Genomic DNA, 17,996 nt, shown 5'->3' with positions numbered 1-17,996 from the left:
GGGGGGGGGGGCTAACAACACGTCAAAGGCTGGTAGGTCGAGTGCGCGGCGCCCTCACCGCTCGCGGGACACGCCGTGCATCCGTCCGTGGAGGCTGGGTGGCAGCATCCATGCCGCCACACGGTCCCGCACGCGGGGAGGACGCCGCACCAGGGAGTTGCTCAGTGGTCGCGTGAAAAGCCTCTTTCTCGCAAGGTGCATCGGTATTGGGTTGGTACGCCATTATCCAAAATGCATGTCACGCGCTGCTCTTGACCGTGCACACCGACCATCTCGACGTGTCCTTGCCCGCCTACCGGCGCGGGACGGTACGCAGCATGGATACCGCGTAAGCGCTGACAAGGACGTACTTGCAGCGTGTCCCGCGATGGTAGGCGGGTGGGCCCTGCAGCCGAGCTGCAAGTCAGCGCTCTGTAGCCCTGCAGCCGAGCCGCGAGTCAGCGCTCTGTAGCCCTGCAGCCGAGCCGCGAGTCAGCGCTCTGTAGCGCCGCAACCAAGCCGCAAGTCAGCAGCTCTACAACCAGGCCGCAGCGCAGCTGCCCTGCATTGAAGACCCACAATCCTCTTCTTTGAAATAGACCAGCGCGAGGTGCTTTGCCAGCCGCTCTTAGTTTGACTTCGCGCATCCATCCACCCTCAGCGGCAGCTGGTATCGCCCTCTATCGCCGGCGCCTTCATCCGGTAGAGATCCAGCTGGCCCGCGCGTGGTGCACGTGCGCTGCCGGTCACCAGCAGTTCGCCCGGTTTGGATGCATCCACCACCGCCGCAAACGTGCGCTCCTGCGGCCCGTTGAACGACAGCGGCAACGGCTGGCCCTGGGCGTAGTGCCCGTTGTTGCATGCGGCCAGCAGCAACTGGCTGGGGCCATCGACTGCGCCGCGTGCCCACACCAGGCCACGCCCGTCGCCGAGCCAGGCCGCATCCAGTTCGTCGGCCGCGGTGTTGATGTCGCGCAGTGGCGCAGGCGCGGTGAATGCGCGCCCGTCCCAGCGCGCCACAAACACGTCCAGGCCGCCGGCACCGCCGTGGCCATCGCTGGCGAACAGCAGGCGCGTGCCGTCCAGCGACAGGCTCGGTGCGCGCTCGTCGTCGCGGCTGTTGATCGCCGCGCCCAGTGATTGCACCGCGCCCAGGCCGCCTTGCGCATCCACCGGCACGCGGTACAGATCGCTGTCACCGGCGCCGCCGGGCCGCGACGAGGCGAACAGCAGCCAGCGTCCATCGGCACTGAACAGCGGCGTGATCTCGTCCTGGGCGGTGTTGAGCGGCAGCGGCTGCGCGTCCTGCCAACGCCCGCCGCGCAGCTGCGCCTGCCACAGGTCCCAACCCCCGGCACCGCCTGCGCGGTCGCTGGCCCAGACGATGCGCTGCCCGTCCGGGCTGAGCGTGGCGTGCGCCTCGTTGGCCGGCGTGGACACCACACCCATCCCTTCGATGCCGAACTCGGCAAGTCCCGACGCGGACGGGACGAAGAGTAAACTCGCCGCCAGCGCGAGCGGCGTCCATCGAAGTTGCATGCGGTGGTCCTGCTCCAAGTCGCGCACAGTCTAGTCAACCAGAGAGCGTTTCATGCCCGTATCCCGTTATGCCGTGTTCGGTCACCCTGTCGCCCATTCGCTGTCGCCGGCCATCCATGCCGACTTCGGCAAGCAGACCGGCATCGCGCTGGACTACACCGCCATCGATGCGCCGCCGGACGCGTTCGCCAGCACGCTGCAGCGCTTCGCCGACGAAGGCGGCAAGGGCGCAAACGTCACCCTGCCGTTGAAGGAGGCCGCCTTTGCGCTGGCCGCCAGCCTGAGCGATCGCGCGCAGCTGGCCGGAGCGGTGAACACGCTGGTGCGTAACGACGGCCAATGGCAGGGCGACAACACCGACGGCGTCGGCCTGGTGCGTGACCTCACCGATCGCCACGGCCTGGATCTGCGCGGTCGCCGCGTGTTGCTGCTGGGCGCCGGCGGCGCCGCACGCGGGGTGGCACCGGCGCTGCTGGATGCCGGCATCACCGAGATGGTGGTGGTGAACCGCTCGCCCGAGCGCGCCGATGCGCTGTGCGATGCGCTGGGCGAACCCGGCCGGGTGGTGTCGCGCTACATCGAAGACCTGCGCGAACTGGGCGACTTCGAGCTGATCGTCAACGCCACTGCCGCCGGGCGCGACCGCGACGCCGGTGCGTTCTCGCTGCCGTTGGGCCTGGTCAACAGCCTGACCGCCGCGGTGGATCTCAACTACGGCGAAACCGCCATCGCGTTCCTGGCCTGGGCACGCGCCGCGCACTGTCGTTACGCCATCGACGGCCTGGGCATGCTGGTGGAGCAGGCCGCAGAAAGTTTCGCGTTGTGGCATGGCGTGCGTCCGGACACCGACCCGGTGTACGCGGCGCTGCGCGCGCGCGACGCCGTGCTGGTCAGCGCGGACTGAGCCGTTGCCCATGACCACCACCGACATCCTGCTCAGCCTGATCACCAGCCTGCTGTCGCGGGTGCCGATGCTGATCGCCTTGTTGCTGGGGCTGGTGCTGCTGTGGCGGGCCCCGCACGGGCCGCTGCGGCGTGCCGCGCTGGCCGGGCTGTGGCTGCTGCTGGGCTGTGTGCTGGCCGAGGTGGCCTTGCAGTCGATTCCGATGCTGTTGCTGCAGCAGGGCAACGTGCGCCAGATTGGTCTGGTGATGGGCGTCGGCCGCTTCGTGCTGACCGCCGTGCAAGGCGTCGGCATTGGCGTGCTGGTGTGGACTCTGGCGCGTAGCCTGCAACGGCTGCCGCCTGCTGCGGGTCCGCGCGCATGATCCCGCTCAAGGCGTTGGCGCTCGTCCTGGTCGGGCTGATCTGTGCAGGGCAGGGCGGTTGGACGTTGCTGCATCCGCAGGCGCTGGCCACCGTCAACCGGGGCGGACTGCTGTACGAACGCTTCGGTCCGGCCGGTGTGGGCATCGGCATGCTGGCGATGGGCGTGGCCATGGCCGTGATCGGCGTGGTTTGGGCGCGCTACGCCTGGCCGCGACGCGGTTGATCCAACATTCCACGGAGTCCAGCTGTGGGTTGTCCGCGGCGGTTGCCGGTCTTCGAGCACCGCCAACGCATCTCTGAGTGATCCCAGAAGGACCGGGGTTGATCGAAAGCGGCAAGCGCAGCGTGCACGCAGATCCCGCGTGCAGTATTCGCCGCCATTTGCCGACGTGCGCGCTTGCGTCATCCGCTCCGGACATCGGTCGCCAAACCGTGCAAGGGCATCCGGCAAACAGGTTCAGCTGCCGCGCGTATCGTTCGCAGGCGCTGCGCCGGTCCGTGCGAAAATAGCGCGATGAGTGACCTTGCCCCACCGGCTGCGCCGTCCGCGCCCGTCCCCGCCCAGCGTGTGCTGACCGACCCGATCAAGGCCGGCATCCGCGACGCTTACGCCAAGCTGCAGGCCAATACGCCCGGTTTTGCCACCCGTCGCGCGCAGAGTCAGATGATCGGTCTGGTCTCGCGTGCGCTGGCCACCTCCGGCGGCATCGGCATCGCCGAGGCGCCCACCGGGGTGGGCAAGAGCCTGGGCTATCTCACCGCTGGCGTGCCGATCGCCCTGGCGACCAAGAAGAAGCTGGTGATCAGCACCGGCACCGTGGCGCTGCAGTCGCAGTTGGTGGAGCGCGACATCCCGGCCTTCCTCAAAGCCACCGGGCTGGAAGCGACCGTGGCATTGGCCAAGGGCCGCACCCGCTATCTGTGCACGCGCAATGCCGCCGAGCTGGAAGGCGACACCAGCCAGAACGCCATGTTCGAAGACGAGCAGGCGCTCTACGATCGCCCGCTCAGCCCCGTCGATGCCGATCTGGCCAAACGGCTGGCCAAGGCCTACGCCGCACGCACCTGGAGCGGCGACCTGGACGATGCCCCCGAGCAGGTCTCGGTGCCGTTGCGCATGCGCATCACCACGCCCGCCTCCGGCTGTGCGGGGCGCCGCTGCAGTTATGCCGCGCAATGCCCGGTGCTCAAGGCACGCACCGATGTGCGCGAAGCGCAGATCGTGGTCACCAACCACGCCTTGCTGCTGTCCTCGCTGTCGCTGGGCGATGCCGAAAACGGCCAGCCGCTGATCGCGCCGCCATCGGACATGTTGCTGGTGCTCGACGAAGGCCATCACATCGCCGGCGTGGCCATCGACCAGGGCGCGGCCAATCTGCCGCTGGACGAGATGGCCAAGCGCACTGGCCGCATGCAGATTCTCATTGCCGCCGCGTACCGCGCGGTGGACAAGGACAAGATCGGCAACCTGCTGCCCAACGAAGCCATTGAGGTGGCCGCGCGGGTGTCCAAACTGCTCAAGGCCTTCCATGCCGAAGTCGAGCGCGTGTGGAAGCCCGAGCCTGGCGAGCGCGATCCGTTGTGGCGTGCTGCCAACGGCAAGTTGCCGCCGCAGTGGGGCCCGGCCATCGAAGAACTGGGCGAAGAAACCCGCGCGCTGTTCAACTGGGTACATGCCGCACATGGCGCAGTGGCTAAGGGCAAGCAGGACGATGCCGCACGCGAACGCCTGCAACGCAACCTGGGCCTGGCGCTGGAAATGGCCGAGCAGCAACACAATCTGTGGAGCGGCTGGCGGCGCGAAGACAAGGAAGGCCAGCCGCCGATGGCGCGCTGGATCACCCTCTCGCGCGAGGGTGATCTGATCTGCCACTGCTCTCCCGTGTCGGCCGCGCAAGTGCTGCGCACGATGATCTGGAACGAAGTGGATTCGGTGGTGATGACCTCGGCCACGCTCACCGGCGGTGGCGATTTCCAATCCTTCGCCATCGACAACGGCTTGCCCGATCACGCCGAAATGGCCTCGCTGGCCTCGCCATTCGACCTGCCCAATCAGGCCGAACTGATCGTGCCCAATTTTCCGGTCACCCCGGACGACCGCGAAGGGCATCCCAAGGAAGTGGCCAAGTATCTGGTGCGCGAACTGGATTGGAACGCCAAGGGCAGCATCGTGCTGTTCACCTCGCGCTGGAAGATGGAAAAGGTCGCCGACCTGATGCCGCTGGCGCAGCGCAACCGTGTGCTGGTGCAGGGCGAAGGCAACAAGTCGCAATTGATCACCGAACACATGCGCCGCATTGCTGCTGGCGAAGGCTCGGTGTTGTTCGGTTTGAATTCTTTTGGCGAAGGCCTGGACCTGCCCGGCGATGCCTGCACCACGGTGGTCATCACCCAGGTGCCATTCGCGGTGCCGACCGACCCGCAGACCTCGACCTTGAGCGAGTGGCTGGAAAGCCGCGGCCACAATGCGTTCAACCTGATTGCGATTCCGCATGCGCTACGCACACTCACCCAGTTTGCAGGGCGGCTGATCCGCAGCTCCAATGACCACGGCCGCGTCATCATTCTCGACTCTCGCCTGCTGACGCGTCGCTACGGCAAACGCATCATCGACGCGTTGCCACCGTTCAAGCGGGTGATCGGGCGCTGAGTGCGTCGGCACATGGTGTGCCAATGCAGCGCTCAGTGATCTTGAGCGATCAGCGATGTTGACCGCCTGGTCTCGGTCGACAAGGTTGTACTCGAGCACTGCATAGCGACTGCCACGCATGGCAGCGTCGTCATCCGGCATGCCGCCGCGAGCGATCATGCGCAGCCTGTGTCACCTCATGCATGCGGGCGCAGTTGCTTGTCAGGCATCGCGTTGGTTGCTGCAGATGCAGTGTTTTTTCGCATGGCATCGCCTTGCAGTGCAGCATCGGTCTACGTGTTTCGGTAATGACGTCATGCGATGCGAATGCAGACGAGACGCTTGAAGCCGAAACAGTCGCGTTATCTGCAACACGCTGCCACACGAAAAGCGATGCATATCACGCAACGCAGTCATCATCATGTTCGCCTATCGCTGCGATCATAACTAATGACTTTTCACACTTCGGCCCGCTCGCCATGATTCAGGTCCTTCAACACGAGCTGACGCCATGCGCCCTGGATCCCTCATGGTGCTAGCCCTGCTAGCCCCCACGCTGATCGCTCCGCCGGTCTTCGCCCAATCTGTACTGACCCGCGACAACGGCGCCAAGGTTGGCGACAACCAGAATTCGCAGACGGCAGGTGCCAACGGCCCGACCTTGCTGCAGGACGTGCAGCTGATCCAGAAGCTGCAGCGCTTCGATCGCGAGCGCATTCCCGAGCGCGTCGTGCATGCGCGCGGTACCGGCGTCAAAGGCGAGTTCACCGCCACTGCCGATCTGTCCACCCTGACCAAGGCCAAGGTATTCAGCGCCGGCGAAAAGACTCCGGTGTTCGTGCGCTTTTCGTCCGTTGTGCATGGCAATCACTCGCCTGAAACGCTGCGCGACCCGCACGGGTTCGCCACCAAGTTCTACACCAGCGAAGGCAACTGGGATCTGGTCGGCAACAACTTCCCCACCTTCTTCATCCGCGATGCGATCAAGTTCCCCGACATGGTCCACGCATTCAAGCCGGACCCGCGCACCAATCTTGACGACGACTCGCGTCGCTTCGATTTCTTCTCGCACGTGCCCGAAGGTACGCGCACGCTGACGCTGCTGTACTCCAACGAAGGCACGCCTGCCGGCTATCGCTTCATGGATGGCAACGGCGTGCACGCCTACAAGCTGGTCAACGCGCAGGGCGAAGTGCACTACGTCAAGTTCCATTGGAAAACGCTGCAAGGCATTAAGAACCTCGATCCCAAGCAGGTTGCCGCCGTCCAGTCCAAGGACTACAGCCACCTGACCAACGATCTGGTCGGCGCGATCAAGAAGGGCGATTACCCGAAGTGGGACCTGTATGTGCAGGTGCTCAAGCCGGAAGACCTGGCCAAGTTCGATTTCGACCCGCTCGATGCCACCAAGATCTGGCCGGACGTGCCGGAACAGAAGGTCGGCCAGATGGTGTTGAACAAGAACGTCGACAACTTCTTCCAGGAGACCGAGCAGGTCGCGATGGCGCCGGCCAATTTGGTGCCGGGTATCGAACCGTCTGAAGACCGCCTGTTGCAGGGCCGTATCTTCTCCTACGCCGACACCCAGTTGTATCGCATCGGTGCCAACGGCCTGAGCCTGCCGGTCAACCGCCCACGCGTAGCCGTCAATAACGGCAACCAGGATGGTCAGGGCAACATCGGTCAGACCAGCAGTGGCGTGAACTACGAGCCGAGCCGCCTGGAGCCGCGTCCGCAGGACACCGCCGCGCGCTACAGCGAACTGCCGCTGTCCGGTACCACCCAGCAGGCCAAGATCACCCGCGAACAGAACTTCAAGCAGGCCGGTGAGTTGTACCGCTCCTACGGCAAGAAGGATCGTGCAGATCTGGTGCAGAGCTTCGGCGAGTCGCTGTCCAACACCGACACCGAGAGCAAGCACATCATCCTGTCGTTCCTGTACAAAGCCGACCCGGAGTACGGCACTGGTGTGGCCCGTGTTGCCAAGGGCGACCTGGCCCGCGTCAAGCAGCTGGCCTCCAGCCTGCAGGACTGATCCATCCGACGGCATCGCGGCCACGCCGCGGTGCCGTCCCCGTCTTGGGAGAGCGATATGCGCACTCTGCTATTGATCATGCTGAGCGCCCTATGTGCGCCAGCCATCGCTGCCTCGCCGTCTGCCACGCCCGCAGCGACTACCCCATCCACGTCCAGCCCCGAGCAGATCAAGCTGCAGCTACGTGAGTACTTCTTCGATGCCGCGCGCGAAGGCCGCCAGGAGATGCTGGCCGAGTTCATCCGCTCGCATTACGACCTCAACGCCCGCGATGAGAAGGGCTATACCGCGCTGATCCTGGCCGCCTACCACGGCCAACGCCCGGCGGTAGAGCAGCTGCTGAGCGCAGGAGCCGACCCCTGCGCGCAGGACAAACGCGGCAACACTGCGCTGATGGGCGCGATCTTCAAAGGCGAGCTCGGCATCGCCAAGCGTCTGATGCAGGCCGATTGCGCACCCGACCAACGTAACAACGCCGGCCAGACCGCGGCGATGTATGCAGCGCTGTTCCAGCGGACAGACGTGCTCAAGGACCTGGCCGCCAAGGGCGCAGACCTCAGCCTCAAGGACGGGCAGGGCAACGATGTGACCAAGTTGCAGCGCGGCGAATTCGCCACCGCCCCGGCACGCTGAGCGTGTTCGGTGACGTGACCTGCGGCCGTGCATGTTCCGCAAGTTGCGCGCCTGCGTAAGCTGTTCTTGAGAGTGCACCACAGGCCGGAGCGCGCACAGTAGTCCGCAGCAACATTTGCCAGGCGTGTTTTGCCATCACGCTACCAATGCTCCGAACGACAGCGACCTTGGCGCGCGCAAGCGGCCAACAAGGCCATCGCCCAGCCACCGCCGCGAAGCCTTCCAGGCCGGCGCGGCCGGATGCCCCAATTCGGCATCGACCACGCGGACGCTGCGTTAGCTGCGTAGCGTCCGCGTCTACTCGATCCTTGGTCGCTAGCGTTGTCAGCCAGTCATAGGGCTTTCGATAGCGCTCGATGGCCGCGCTCGGCACGCGGTCAACGCATGAGATTACGTAGGCAGGTTTAGCGCAGCTCACCAAACGATGGTGCAGCCGCCAGGCGGCGCGCACGTTGCTCAGCGCGGCGTGGCCACATTCGTCCACTCCGGCTCTGAGCGTGGCGTCCACCCCCACCTGACGACTGCGCGCCAGTGGTGTTAACCGCTCTTGGTCCCCGCGCTTGTTGTGGACAGACCACGAGTAGGGCATCCAGCCCAGAGCACCGACGCGTCCGGATGGCTCCGCATGGCACTGGCCGCGATGTCTCACGGTTCCGGCAAGCGCGCAGACAAGCACGTCTTCGACCGGGCTGCTGCCTGCATCTGGGGGCTGCCCGGCGCGATCACCTCCGTGTGTCGCGCGCAAATCAGCAGGGCAACGACAGCACACGATCGTGACGTAAGCGACCTGGATGCGGCCACGCCAAACCGTGATGGCCATCTCGTCGGTTTTCCGCCACACCTGCGTTGGAAGTCTGGCGGTGGTGATGATTTTTCCGCCATCCCGTCAGGAGATTTCTGACGTCGAAACCCTTGTGCGCCAAGGCTTTGACATAAAACTGAGCGCGCGCTGACTTGCTTAAAATTGGTTCGAAAAAAGCGCAAAAAACAGTTCAAGAACGAGCCAGGAACGCCGATGCTGGAGCTATCGCACCTTGGAACCCCCGGCCATGAAGCTCGATCCCTCCATCCCTTTTCTGATGTCCCTGCTCGCCATGGTGCTGTGCACCGCCACCGCCGTCGTCGCGCTGGTGTTCGGCCAGGTGCATGTACTGGCCACCTCGTGGAGCTTCTATGCGGTGATGGGCACGTCCCTGATCACCCTGGCTGCCTCTTACCACGCCCTCGGCAAGCCGCTGAGCGCCGAAGAGCGTGTGGGCTTCCGCAACCCGTAATCGCACCTACGTCCGGAAACGCGCGCAGCGTTACGCCAGTACCGGATCAAAGAAGCTGCGCTCGTCATTGACGATGCACCGCGTTCGCTCCATATAGGCGAACGCCGACAGACACCCCGCATCCTGCAGCGATGCCACCCGAGAGCGCTCGCACTTGGCGAGCGAGGGAAACGAAAACAGCGCCAACGCGATGTTGTTCGCCCTTTCCGACGGCAGAAAATAGCCGTGATGCTGGCCGCCGAAGCGCGCCACCAGCGGGATCCGCAACCGCGCGTCGTGTTCGAATGCGGCCAGTTGATAGCGGTCGGTCACCTAGCGCAGCAAGCAGGTGATCGTGCGGCCTGGTCCGGCATCACGCTGCATCAGCATGCCAGGCCGCACTGCCGCAGATTCATCGACGCCCGTGTAAGCTATTGATCCTGCTTCGCATTCCAATGGCCGCTCGCTGCGGCCAACCGTCGATGACCGCTTCTGCTGATCGCTACACCGCCTCCCTACGCCTGTCCGTTGCCCCGATGATGGACTGGACCGACCGGCATTGCCGGGTGTTCCACCGCCTGCTGGCGCCGTCCGCACGTTTGTATACCGAGATGGTGCATGCCAACGCGGTGATCCATGGTGATCGCACGCGGCTGATCGGTTTCGATCCAGTCGAGCACCCGCTGGCGCTGCAGCTCGGCGGCAGCGATCCGGCCCTGCTCGCGCAGGCGGCCGGCATCGCGCAGGAATGGGGCTATGACGAAATCAACCTCAACTGCGGCTGCCCGTCCGATCGCGTGCAGGCGGGGCGCTTCGGCGCCTGTCTGATGCGCGAGCCGGCGCTGGTCGCCGAGTGCGTCGCCGCCATGTGCGCGGCCACCCAGCTGCCGATCACGGTCAAATGCCGCCTGGGTGTGGACGATGACGACGACTACGCCGTGTTCGCCCGCTTTGTCGATCAAGTCATCGCGGCCGGCGCGGCGATGGTGGTAGTGCACGCCCGCAATGCCTGGCTCAAGGGCCTGTCGCCGAAGGAAAATCGCGAGGTGCCGCCGCTGCGCTACGACTGGGCATATCGCCTCAGGCAGGAGCGTCCCAACGTGCCGGTGGTGCTCAATGGCGGCATCGCCGCCGTCGACGCCGCGCTGGCGCATCTGCAGCAGACCGATGGCGTGATGCTCGGTCGCGCCGCATATCACGACCCGTATGTCTTGCATCAGCTCGATGCCGCATTGACCCAACGCCCGGTGCAGTCGCGCGAGACGCTGCTACGGGCGCTGCGTCCCTACGTAGAGTCCCAACTGGAGCAGGGGCTTGCGCTGAAGCACATCACCCGGCACGTGCTGGGCCTGTTCCATGGGCAGCCGGGCGGGCGGGCGTTCCGTCAGGTGCTGAGCGAGGGCGCACACCGTCCAGGCGCTGGCTGGGAGCTGGTCGAGCAGGCATTGCAGCGAACCGACAGCCAGCTCTGGCGCGTCGTTGCCTGATTGGCCCGGCGCTTGCATTAGCTGAACAGGCAGGCCAGGACCGTTGTTGATCACGGTCTCGGAGTCCGTCATCGAGCGCGAAAGCCTTGCTGGCAGGGCGTCTGCTCCTTCGTGGCATTCATTTGGCTGAATGGCGTTAACACGAAGCTAAAAAGTTCAGATCGGATTCACCCCCAAAAATCAAGAATTTGGCTCAATTTACGGAACCCAGGCATTGTGTGATGCATGCTCGGTTTTACGAATTTTGAATGTTCCTGAACAACCCGCTAGGATCCAGTTGTGACCCATCCGCTCAGCCGCGTTCGCTATGTCGCCCTGGTCGCCCTCTGGGGTGTCCTGGCCGCGCCGTCGGCGTGGGGTCAGGGGTATCCCATGGTGCAGGGTGGTCGCGAGGGCATGCCGGCATCGGCACGCGGTAACAGCCGCACCTTGTCGGACACCATCCGCCATGTGCAGCGGTCTACCGGTGGACAAATTTTGGCTGCCGAGCGTGTGCCGTACGATGGCGGCAACCTCAATCGGGTCAAGTACATGAAGAACGGGCGCGTCCACACTGTGGACGAGCTAGAGCAGCCGCAGGCCGCTCCACCGCCCAGCGCTGCCCCGCCCGATCCGCCAGCGCCACCACGCAGCGATAACCACTGAACGTAGATAGTTCTGCGTTCAGTCTCATAAATTCCCCGGCTGTTGGCCGATAACGTTACTAGGGAGAGTGCATGCGTATTCTTTTGGTCGAAGACGAAGCTCCGCTGCGCGAGACCCTTGCCGCGCGTCTGAAGCGTGAAGGCTTTGCGGTCGACGCTGCACAAGACGGCGAAGAAGGCCTGTACATGGGCCGCGAAGTGCCGTTCGACGTCGGCATCATCGACCTTGGCCTGCCCAAGATGTCGGGCATGGAGCTGATCAAGGCGCTGCGCGACGAAGGCAAGAAATTCCCGGTGTTGATCCTGACCGCGCGTTCGAGCTGGCAGGACAAGGTCGAAGGCCTCAAGCAGGGCGCCGACGATTATCTGGTCAAGCCGTTCCATGTCGAAGAGCTGCTGGCTCGCGTTAACGCGCTGCTGCGCCGTGCCGCTGGCTGGAGCAAGCCCACGCTGGAATGCGGCCCGGTGGCACTGGATCTGGCCGCGCAGACGGTGAGCGTCAACGGCGCCAACGTCGATCTGACCAGCTATGAGTACAAGGTGCTTGAGTACCTGATGATGCATGCCGGCGAACTGGTCTCCAAGGCCGACCTCACCGAACATATCTATCAGCAGGACTTCGATCGCGACTCCAACGTGCTCGAAGTGTTCATCGGTCGTCTGCGCAAGAAGCTCGACCCGGATGGTGAACTCAAGCCCATCGAGACCGTACGTGGTCGGGGCTACCGCTTCGCCATCCCGCGTACCGAAGGCTGAGTCCGCGCGTCCGTAAACAGGAAGATCAGGTGCCGGGCCGCTCCAAGTGGTACAGACGTTGGCGGCCGCGCTCCCTGCAGGCCCGCCAGCTGTTGGCCGCCAGCCTCAGCTTGGTGGCCTTCCTGGCGTTGGCGGGCTACGCGCTGGATGTCGCCTTTGCCGATACCGCCGAGAAGAACCTGCGTGAGCGGCTGAAGAACTACGCCTCTGCCTACGCCGCCAACATCGACTTTGTCCGCGACGGCTCGATCTACATCGGCGGGCAACCGCCCGACCCGCGCTTCGATGTGCCTGGTGGCGGGTTGTATGTGGAAGTCGTGCGTCCGGACGAAAGCTGGACCTCGATGTCGGCCGAAGGCCCGAATATTCCGCATGGCCGCATGCTTGAGCCGCGCCAGGAAGAATTCATCGGCCCGCTGGAGATGACCCAGATCGATGGCAGCCTGGGCCAGTTGTATCGCTATGGCCTGGGCGTCAGTTACGTCGAACGCGAACACGGCGGCGAGATTCCTTACACCATCTATGTGATGGAAGACGCGCGCTCGATGGGCGCGCAGCTACGTGTTTTCCGTGGCGCGGTGTGGTTTTACCTCGGCAGTGCCGGCGTGGTGTTGTTGGTGCTGCAGGCGTTCATCCTGCAATGGAGCCTGCGCCCGCTGCGGCGCGTGATCAACGAGCTGACCAAGGTGCAGCGCGGCGAAATTCAGCGCATGAGCGAGCAGCATCCACGCGAGCTGGAGCCGCTGACCGACAGCATCAACGCCTTCATCGAGAGCGAGCGCGACAACCTGGAGCGCCAACGCAATACGCTGGCCGATCTGGCGCACAGCCTCAAGACGCCGATCGCGGTGCTGCGCACGCAGCTCGACAGCGGCGCCTCCGAGCACGATCTGCATAAAGAGATGGATGTACAGCTGCGGCGCATGAACGATCTGGTGTCGTATCAGTTGGCGCGTGCGGCCTCCAGCGGTCACAAGTTGTTTGCCGCGCCCTTGCCGATCGAGCCGTCCGCCGAAGAAATTGTGCGCGGGCTGGAGAAGGTGTATTCGATCAAGGGCGTGCTGTGCGAGTTCGATATTTCGCCGGATGCGCGCTTTCATGGCGAGCCGGGCGATCTGCAGGAACTGCTCGGTAATCTGCTGGAAAACGGCTTCAAATGGGCGCGCAGCCGGGTGCTGCTGACCGCACAGCCGGGTCCGACCACCGGCAGCCGGCGTGCCGGCCTGATCCTGTCGGTGGAAGACGACGGCCCCGGCATTGCGCCGGAAGATGTCGCCAAGATTCTGCAGCGTGGTGTGCGTGGCGATGAGCGCGTGCAGGGGCATGGCATCGGCATGTCGATCGTGCAGGATCTGATCAAGGCCTACCGCGGTGAACTGCAGGTGGTGCGCTCGCAGGAACTGGGCGGCGCCCGATTCGATGTGACCCTGCCTCCGGGTCTGTGACACGTCTGCGTGTCCGGATGAACCCGTGGGCAATGGCCTGCGTTGCTCCGACAACCGTTTAACGCCTCGAGCGTTTGCTTGACCATACTGGTCCGGTTGCAGGCAGTTGCGATGGAGAGCCGCATGATCGAGCGCGTTGCACAGGTCTTTTACGCGGAAACGCACCCTTTGCCACGGCGATGGCCGCGCAGGTGGCGCCTTGCGTTGCTGCTTGCCGGTGGTGCGGTTGCTGCCCTGGGCCACGCTGCCGAAGCGCCATTGACGCCGACCCAGACGCGCTGGTTGCAACGTGCCACCTACGGTGTGGATGCCGATGGCGCCGCGCAGTTACAACGGCTTGGCCCCAAGCGCTATGGCGCGCTGCTGCTCCAGCCCAGTGACGACGCTGTGTTACCGTCACCGATCCGCGCGCAGCTGCAGGGCTTCGATGCACTGCACACCCCGCTGGAAACCTTGTTGACGCGTTACGAGGCCGACAAGATCCGGTTGCAGGCCATGCCCGACGGCGATGAGAAAGTCGCCTTGCGCAAGGGCTGGCAAGCGCGCGGCGGACAGATGCTCACCCAGGCGCGTCAGGCGCAATTACTGCGCGCGGTGTACGCGCCGGATCAGCTACGCGAGCAGCTGGTGTGGTTCTGGCTCAATCACTTCAGCGTGTATGCCGACAAAGGCCGCGTGAAGTGGATGGCCGCCGATTACATGGAAAACGCGATCCGCCCCAATGCCACCGGCAAGTTTGCGGATCTTGTCATGGCCACGCTGCAAAGTCCGGCGATGCTCGAATATCTGGACAACGCCAAGAATGCCAAGGGCAAGGTCAATGAAAACTACGCGCGCGAACTGATGGAACTGCACACCCTCGGCGTGCATGGGGGCTACACCCAGCAGGACGTGCAGCAGCTGGCGTTGATCCTTACCGGCGCGGGCCTGGTGCCGATCAAGGCCGCAGGTGCGCCTCCTGTGCCAGCACCCGTGCGTGGCCAGCCGCAGGTGGTGCGCAAGGGAGTGTTCGAATTCAATCCGGCGCGCCATCAACCAGGCGACAAGGTGTTGTTGGGTCAGCAGATTGCCGGCGGTGGGCTGGATGAAATCGAACGTGCCGTGCAACTGTTGGTGCGCCAGCCGGCATGTGCGCGCTTCGTCTCGCAGCGCATGGCCGAGTACTTCGTCAGCGACACGCCGCCGCCGGCACTGGTCGCGCGCATGGCCAGCACCTTCCAGCGCAGCGATGGCGATATCGCCAAGGTCATGCAGACCATGGTGAATTCTGCAGAGTTTGCACAGGCGCAACCGCGCAAGTTCAAGGACCCCAATCGCTTTGTGGTCTCGGCGATGCGGCTGGCCTATGAAGACCAGCCCGTGATCAATGCCGGCCCGATGGCCAGCTGGGTACAGCAACTGGGCGAGCCGCTGTTCGGGCGCATCACCCCGGATGGGTGGTCGCTGCAATCGCAGGCCTGGACAAGCTCCGGGCAACTGGCGCGCAGGTTCGAGGTGGCGCGCGCGCTGGGCGGCGGGCCCAAGCAATTGTTCCGGCGCGATGGCGACAACGACACGCCGATTCCGCCGCTGACGCGCATCGACACGCGCGCGTCCTATCGCTGGATTGCGCCATCGCTGGCGACAGGTACGCAGCAGGCGCTGGAGCAGGCGCGTTCGCCGGCGGAATGGAACGGGTTTTTGTTGGCGTCGCCGGACTTCAACTACCGCTGATTCATATCGCTGATTCACCGATGCTGATCACCGAGTGCGATGCAGGCATCGCCGTGGGAGTACACCATGCAACGACGTCAATTTCTGCTTGCTTCTGCCGCCGCCGCCGCGACGAGTCTGCCCTGGGCTGGTCGCCTGTTTGCCGCGCCACGCGACAGTGCGCGCATGCTGGTGGTGTTCTTGCGCGGCGGCTACGACAGCAACAATCTGTTGGTGCCGCATGCCAGCGATTTTTATTACCAGTCGCGTCCCACGCTGGCGATTGCACGGCCGGATCCGGCCAATCCCGACAGCGCCATCGCGCTGGATGCGCAGTGGGGTCTCAACCCGGTGATGCGCGATGCCTTGCTGCCGTTGTGGCAACGCAATCAACTGGCGTTCGTGCCATTTGCCGGCACCGATGATGTGTCGCGCAGCCACTTCGAAACCCAGGACGATATCGAATCCGGGCAAGCCGGTAAGCACCGCGATTATCGTTCCGGGTTCATGGCGCGGCTGTCGGGTGTTCTCAGTGGCGTGCCGGCGATTGCCTTCACCGATTCGTTGCCGCTGACCTTCCAAGGCGGCGGCGACCTGCCCAACGTCTCGCTGCGGGGCATCGGCAAGGGCGGGTTGGATGCGCGTCAGTCGCAGATCCTGTCGCAGATGTACGACGCCACGCCACTGGCGGCGGCGGCGCGCGAAGGACTCGCGTTGCGCCAGCAGGTTACCGCGCAGTTGCGTGACGAGATGGAGCAGGCCGGCCGTGGCGCCGCCAGCGCACGTACGTTTGCCGATGAAACCCGGCGCATGGCGAGCTTGATGCGCGAGCGGTATCGGCTGGGATTTGTGGATGTTGGCGGTTGGGACACGCATGCCAATCAGGGCAGCGTGGCAGGCGGGCTGGCCAACAACTTGCGCAATCTCGGCGAAGGGCTGGCCGCCTATGCCGATGCGTTGGGCCCGGCCTGGAACGACACCGTGGTGGTGGTGATTTCCGAATTCGGCCGCACCTTCCGCGAGAACGGCAGCAAGGGGACCGATCACGGGCATGGCACCACGTACTGGGTGCTGGGCGGCGGCGTGCGCGGCGGTCGCATCGCCGGCGAGCAGGTTGCGGTGGACCAAGCGCATCTGCTGCAGAACCGCGATTACCCGGTGCTCAGCAATTACCGCAGTTTGTTTGGTGGCGTGTTGCAGCGCTTGTGGGGTTTGTCGCCGACGCAGCTGGAACGCGTGTTTCCAGGCGCGACGCCGCGCGATCTTGGCTTGGTGTAAGCACGATCAATCACGCCTGCTGTGTTCGTGTCGGGCCACTCAGCGTAGTGCGCGGTATCTGCACCTGCCCATCCGCGCGCTGCATCTTCCTGCACTGCCATGTACACGTGGCGACGACGGTGAGAGGCAAGCACGTCACCGCATCGTGGCACCAACGTTTAACCGTGCGCGCACGCCCAAACACGATCAGATTCATGCGACCGACGCGATGCAAGCCGCGTCGCGCATGCATTCAAACCATGACGCAATGATCGCGCAGCGCCATCAACGTGCCGCCTGCGACGCGAACGGCGACGGCCCGTACACGCTGACCAGATGCGCGGCGACCTCCGGCATCACCCGCTGCAGCACTTGCGGCGCCGAGAAGTGATATTCGCTGACCACCGCGAAAAATTCTTCCGGAGCCTCGGCTGCGTACGGGTCGATCTCGGTGTCCTGGCCGGCATCCACGCGTTGGCAGAACGCAGCGAAGGCGTGCTGAAAATCGCGCGCCCAGCGGCGTTGCCGATCGCGCGGCAATGGTGGCGTGCCGTCGAGCGCACCGTCCAGTGCATCGAGCTTGTGCGCCATCTCGTGCACGATCACGTTGCAGCCGGCCTGCGGGTCGTCCAGATCGGCTTGCACATCGGCCCAGCTGACGATCAACGGACCTTGTTCCCAGGCCTCGCCGATCAAGGTGTCGTCCCAGGCATGCATCACCCCGGCCGCATCCATCTGGGTGCGCTGCACGCGGAAGGCGTCCGGGTACACGATCAGTTGCGACCAGCCGCGCCATCCCGCTGCGCCGATTTCCAGCAGCGGCAGGCAGCAGGTGGCAGCCAGCAACACGTGGTCGTGCGGCTGCAGCTGCAATCCATCGATCGGCGAGATGGTTTTTTGGTCCAGAAACTGCGCGGTCAGCGCACGTAGACGTTGCCGACGTTGCGCATCGAGCGCAGCAACCCAGGCGCAGCGGTCACACACCGGCTGCCAAAGCGCATCAGGAATCTCAAGCGGCGGCCGGCGCAGCCAGCGCGTCAACCACTGGATCAGCGGAACATGCCCGGCAGAAAACTGTGCCAGCGCGGCATCATGCGCATGCGAGGAAACAAGCTGTCGCCATCGCTGCCACCACCGCCGGTTGCCGGTGCAGGCTTGTGTTGCGGCGCACGCGTCGGTGCTGCCGCGTCGCCACTTGGGGTTCTGCCGCGTGCGGCCGAGTTGGTGCTGACGCAGCTCTCATGATCGCCGTCGACCAACTGGTCCGATGCCAGTGCGGCAAGCGGAGCCAACAAGAACAGCAGGCAAACAGTGAGTCGGCGCATCGTCCACATCCAGGGCAAGCGGCGTGAGTCGCCGATCATAACGCGGTTTTCAC

18 protein-coding genes are annotated in these 17,996 nt (G+C 64.6%); 14 read left to right on the top strand and 4 right to left on the bottom strand.

Annotation, left to right across the window (positions count from 1 at the left end):
• Positions 1-636: 636 nt before the first annotated feature.
• Complete coding sequence (locus tag RQH86_RS21395) at positions 637-1,518, bottom strand: TolB-like protein (protein WP_311239319.1); 882 nt, start codon at positions 1,516-1,518, stop codon at positions 637-639.
• A gap of 52 nt (positions 1,519-1,570) precedes the next feature.
• On the opposite strand from RQH86_RS21395, the gene aroE reads away from it, so the two are divergent.
• From aroE to RQH86_RS21355, 8 genes are all read left to right on the top strand, one after another.
• Positions 1,571-2,422 (top strand): shikimate dehydrogenase, encoded by an 852-nt coding sequence (gene aroE, locus RQH86_RS21390; protein ID WP_055847161.1) that lies wholly within the window; start codon positions 1,571-1,573, stop codon positions 2,420-2,422.
• A gap of 10 nt (positions 2,423-2,432) precedes the next feature.
• Complete coding sequence (locus tag RQH86_RS21385; protein ID WP_311239318.1) at positions 2,433-2,786, top strand: hypothetical protein; 354 nt, start codon at positions 2,433-2,435, stop codon at positions 2,784-2,786.
• On the top strand, positions 2,783-3,010 hold the full coding sequence (locus tag RQH86_RS21380) for a hypothetical protein (protein ID WP_055847167.1): 228 nt from the start codon (positions 2,783-2,785) through the stop codon (positions 3,008-3,010). The genes RQH86_RS21385 and RQH86_RS21380 overlap by 4 nt, the downstream gene beginning before the upstream one ends.
• 291 nt (positions 3,011-3,301) lie before the next feature.
• Positions 3,302-5,437 carry an ATP-dependent DNA helicase DinG gene (gene dinG, locus RQH86_RS21375; RefSeq protein WP_311239317.1) on the top strand — a complete coding sequence of 712 codons (2,136 nt, stop codon included), beginning with the start codon at positions 3,302-3,304 and terminating at the stop codon, positions 5,435-5,437.
• A gap of 508 nt (positions 5,438-5,945) precedes the next feature.
• Positions 5,946-7,451, top strand: coding sequence for a catalase KatB (gene katB, locus RQH86_RS21370; protein WP_193552479.1), 1,506 nt, complete (start codon positions 5,946-5,948; stop codon positions 7,449-7,451).
• A 57-nt stretch (positions 7,452-7,508) separates the two neighbouring features.
• Positions 7,509-8,084, top strand: a complete 576-nt coding sequence (locus tag RQH86_RS21365; RefSeq protein ID WP_055847175.1) for an ankyrin repeat domain-containing protein — start codon at positions 7,509-7,511, stop codon at positions 8,082-8,084.
• Between the two features lie 625 nt (positions 8,085-8,709).
• Positions 8,710-8,985: a hypothetical protein gene (locus tag RQH86_RS21360; RefSeq protein ID WP_311239316.1), complete on the top strand. Its 276-nt coding sequence runs from the start codon at positions 8,710-8,712 to the stop codon at positions 8,983-8,985.
• Positions 8,986-9,133: 148 nt separating this feature from the next.
• Positions 9,134-9,358, top strand: coding sequence for a hypothetical protein (locus RQH86_RS21355; protein WP_055847177.1), 225 nt, complete (start codon positions 9,134-9,136; stop codon positions 9,356-9,358).
• Between the two features lie 30 nt (positions 9,359-9,388).
• On the opposite strand, the gene RQH86_RS21350 is transcribed toward RQH86_RS21355, so the two are convergent.
• The gene (locus tag RQH86_RS21350; protein ID WP_311239315.1) at positions 9,389-9,670 is read right to left on the bottom strand and encodes an NIPSNAP family protein; all 282 of its coding nucleotides are present in this window, start codon (positions 9,668-9,670) and stop codon (positions 9,389-9,391) included.
• Positions 9,671-9,819: 149 nt separating this feature from the next.
• Here RQH86_RS21350 and dusA point away from each other — a divergent pair, with 149 nt between their 5' ends.
• The 6 genes from dusA to RQH86_RS21320 all read left to right on the top strand — a co-directional run bounded on the left by dusA (position 9,820) and on the right by RQH86_RS21320 (position 16,639).
• A complete protein-coding gene (gene dusA, locus RQH86_RS21345; RefSeq protein ID WP_311239314.1) occupies positions 9,820-10,824 on the top strand; it encodes a tRNA dihydrouridine(20/20a) synthase DusA in 1,005 nt (334 codons plus the stop codon).
• 336 nt (positions 10,825-11,160) lie between these two features.
• Positions 11,161-11,469: a hypothetical protein gene (locus RQH86_RS21340; protein WP_055850192.1), complete on the top strand. Its 309-nt coding sequence runs from the start codon at positions 11,161-11,163 to the stop codon at positions 11,467-11,469.
• Positions 11,470-11,540: 71 nt separating this feature from the next.
• Entirely contained in the window at positions 11,541-12,224 is a 684-nt protein-coding gene (locus RQH86_RS21335; RefSeq protein ID WP_002808458.1) for a response regulator transcription factor, read from the top strand.
• A 74-nt stretch (positions 12,225-12,298) separates the two neighbouring features.
• A complete protein-coding gene (locus RQH86_RS21330) occupies positions 12,299-13,669 on the top strand; it encodes a sensor histidine kinase (RefSeq protein ID WP_172797239.1) in 1,371 nt (456 codons plus the stop codon).
• A gap of 111 nt (positions 13,670-13,780) precedes the next feature.
• Positions 13,781-15,382: a DUF1800 domain-containing protein gene (locus RQH86_RS21325; protein ID WP_311239349.1), complete on the top strand. Its 1,602-nt coding sequence runs from the start codon at positions 13,781-13,783 to the stop codon at positions 15,380-15,382.
• A 66-nt stretch (positions 15,383-15,448) separates the two neighbouring features.
• The gene (locus RQH86_RS21320) at positions 15,449-16,639 is read left to right on the top strand and encodes a DUF1501 domain-containing protein (RefSeq protein WP_311239313.1); all 1,191 of its coding nucleotides are present in this window, start codon (positions 15,449-15,451) and stop codon (positions 16,637-16,639) included.
• A 264-nt stretch (positions 16,640-16,903) separates the two neighbouring features.
• On the opposite strand, the gene RQH86_RS21315 is transcribed toward RQH86_RS21320, so the two are convergent.
• Both RQH86_RS21315 and RQH86_RS21310 read right to left on the bottom strand, forming a co-directional pair.
• Positions 16,904-17,659 carry a zinc-dependent peptidase gene (locus RQH86_RS21315; RefSeq protein WP_311239312.1) on the bottom strand — a complete coding sequence of 252 codons (756 nt, stop codon included), beginning with the start codon at positions 17,657-17,659 and terminating at the stop codon, positions 16,904-16,906.
• Positions 17,660-17,667: 8 nt separating this feature from the next.
• Positions 17,668-17,982 carry a hypothetical protein gene (locus tag RQH86_RS21310; RefSeq protein ID WP_311239311.1) on the bottom strand — a complete coding sequence of 105 codons (315 nt, stop codon included), beginning with the start codon at positions 17,980-17,982 and terminating at the stop codon, positions 17,668-17,670.
• Between the last annotated feature and the right edge of the window lie 14 nt (positions 17,983-17,996).

The sequence above is a fragment of the Xanthomonas sp. WCS2018Noco2-27 genome (assembly GCF_031843525.1).
In the GTDB taxonomy this organism is placed as follows: domain Bacteria; phylum Pseudomonadota; class Gammaproteobacteria; order Xanthomonadales; family Xanthomonadaceae; genus Xanthomonas.
This window is presented reverse-complemented; position numbering and strand designations above follow the sequence as displayed.

Excerpts from the sequence above, each read along its gene's own strand:
- RQH86_RS21395 (WP_311239319.1), bottom strand. The coding sequence starts at position 1,518 with ATGCAACTTCGATGGACGCCGCTCGCGCTGGCGGCGAGTTTACTCTTC.
- aroE (WP_055847161.1), top strand. The coding sequence starts at position 1,571 with ATGCCCGTATCCCGTTATGCCGTGTTCGGTCACCCTGTCGCCCATTCG.
- RQH86_RS21385 (WP_311239318.1), top strand. The coding sequence starts at position 2,433 with ATGACCACCACCGACATCCTGCTCAGCCTGATCACCAGCCTGCTGTCG.
- RQH86_RS21380 (WP_055847167.1), top strand. The coding sequence starts at position 2,783 with ATGATCCCGCTCAAGGCGTTGGCGCTCGTCCTGGTCGGGCTGATCTGT.
- dinG (WP_311239317.1), top strand. The coding sequence starts at position 3,302 with ATGAGTGACCTTGCCCCACCGGCTGCGCCGTCCGCGCCCGTCCCCGCC.
- katB (WP_193552479.1), top strand. The coding sequence starts at position 5,946 with ATGGTGCTAGCCCTGCTAGCCCCCACGCTGATCGCTCCGCCGGTCTTC.
- RQH86_RS21365 (WP_055847175.1), top strand. The coding sequence starts at position 7,509 with ATGCGCACTCTGCTATTGATCATGCTGAGCGCCCTATGTGCGCCAGCC.
- RQH86_RS21360 (WP_311239316.1), top strand. The coding sequence starts at position 8,710 with ATGGCACTGGCCGCGATGTCTCACGGTTCCGGCAAGCGCGCAGACAAG.
- RQH86_RS21355 (WP_055847177.1), top strand. The coding sequence starts at position 9,134 with ATGAAGCTCGATCCCTCCATCCCTTTTCTGATGTCCCTGCTCGCCATG.
- dusA (WP_311239314.1), top strand. The coding sequence starts at position 9,820 with ATGACCGCTTCTGCTGATCGCTACACCGCCTCCCTACGCCTGTCCGTT.
- RQH86_RS21335 (WP_002808458.1), top strand. The coding sequence starts at position 11,541 with ATGCGTATTCTTTTGGTCGAAGACGAAGCTCCGCTGCGCGAGACCCTT.
- RQH86_RS21325 (WP_311239349.1), top strand. The coding sequence starts at position 13,781 with ATGGAGAGCCGCATGATCGAGCGCGTTGCACAGGTCTTTTACGCGGAA.
- RQH86_RS21320 (WP_311239313.1), top strand. The coding sequence starts at position 15,449 with ATGCAACGACGTCAATTTCTGCTTGCTTCTGCCGCCGCCGCCGCGACG.
- RQH86_RS21310 (WP_311239311.1), bottom strand. The coding sequence starts at position 17,982 with ATGATCGGCGACTCACGCCGCTTGCCCTGGATGTGGACGATGCGCCGA.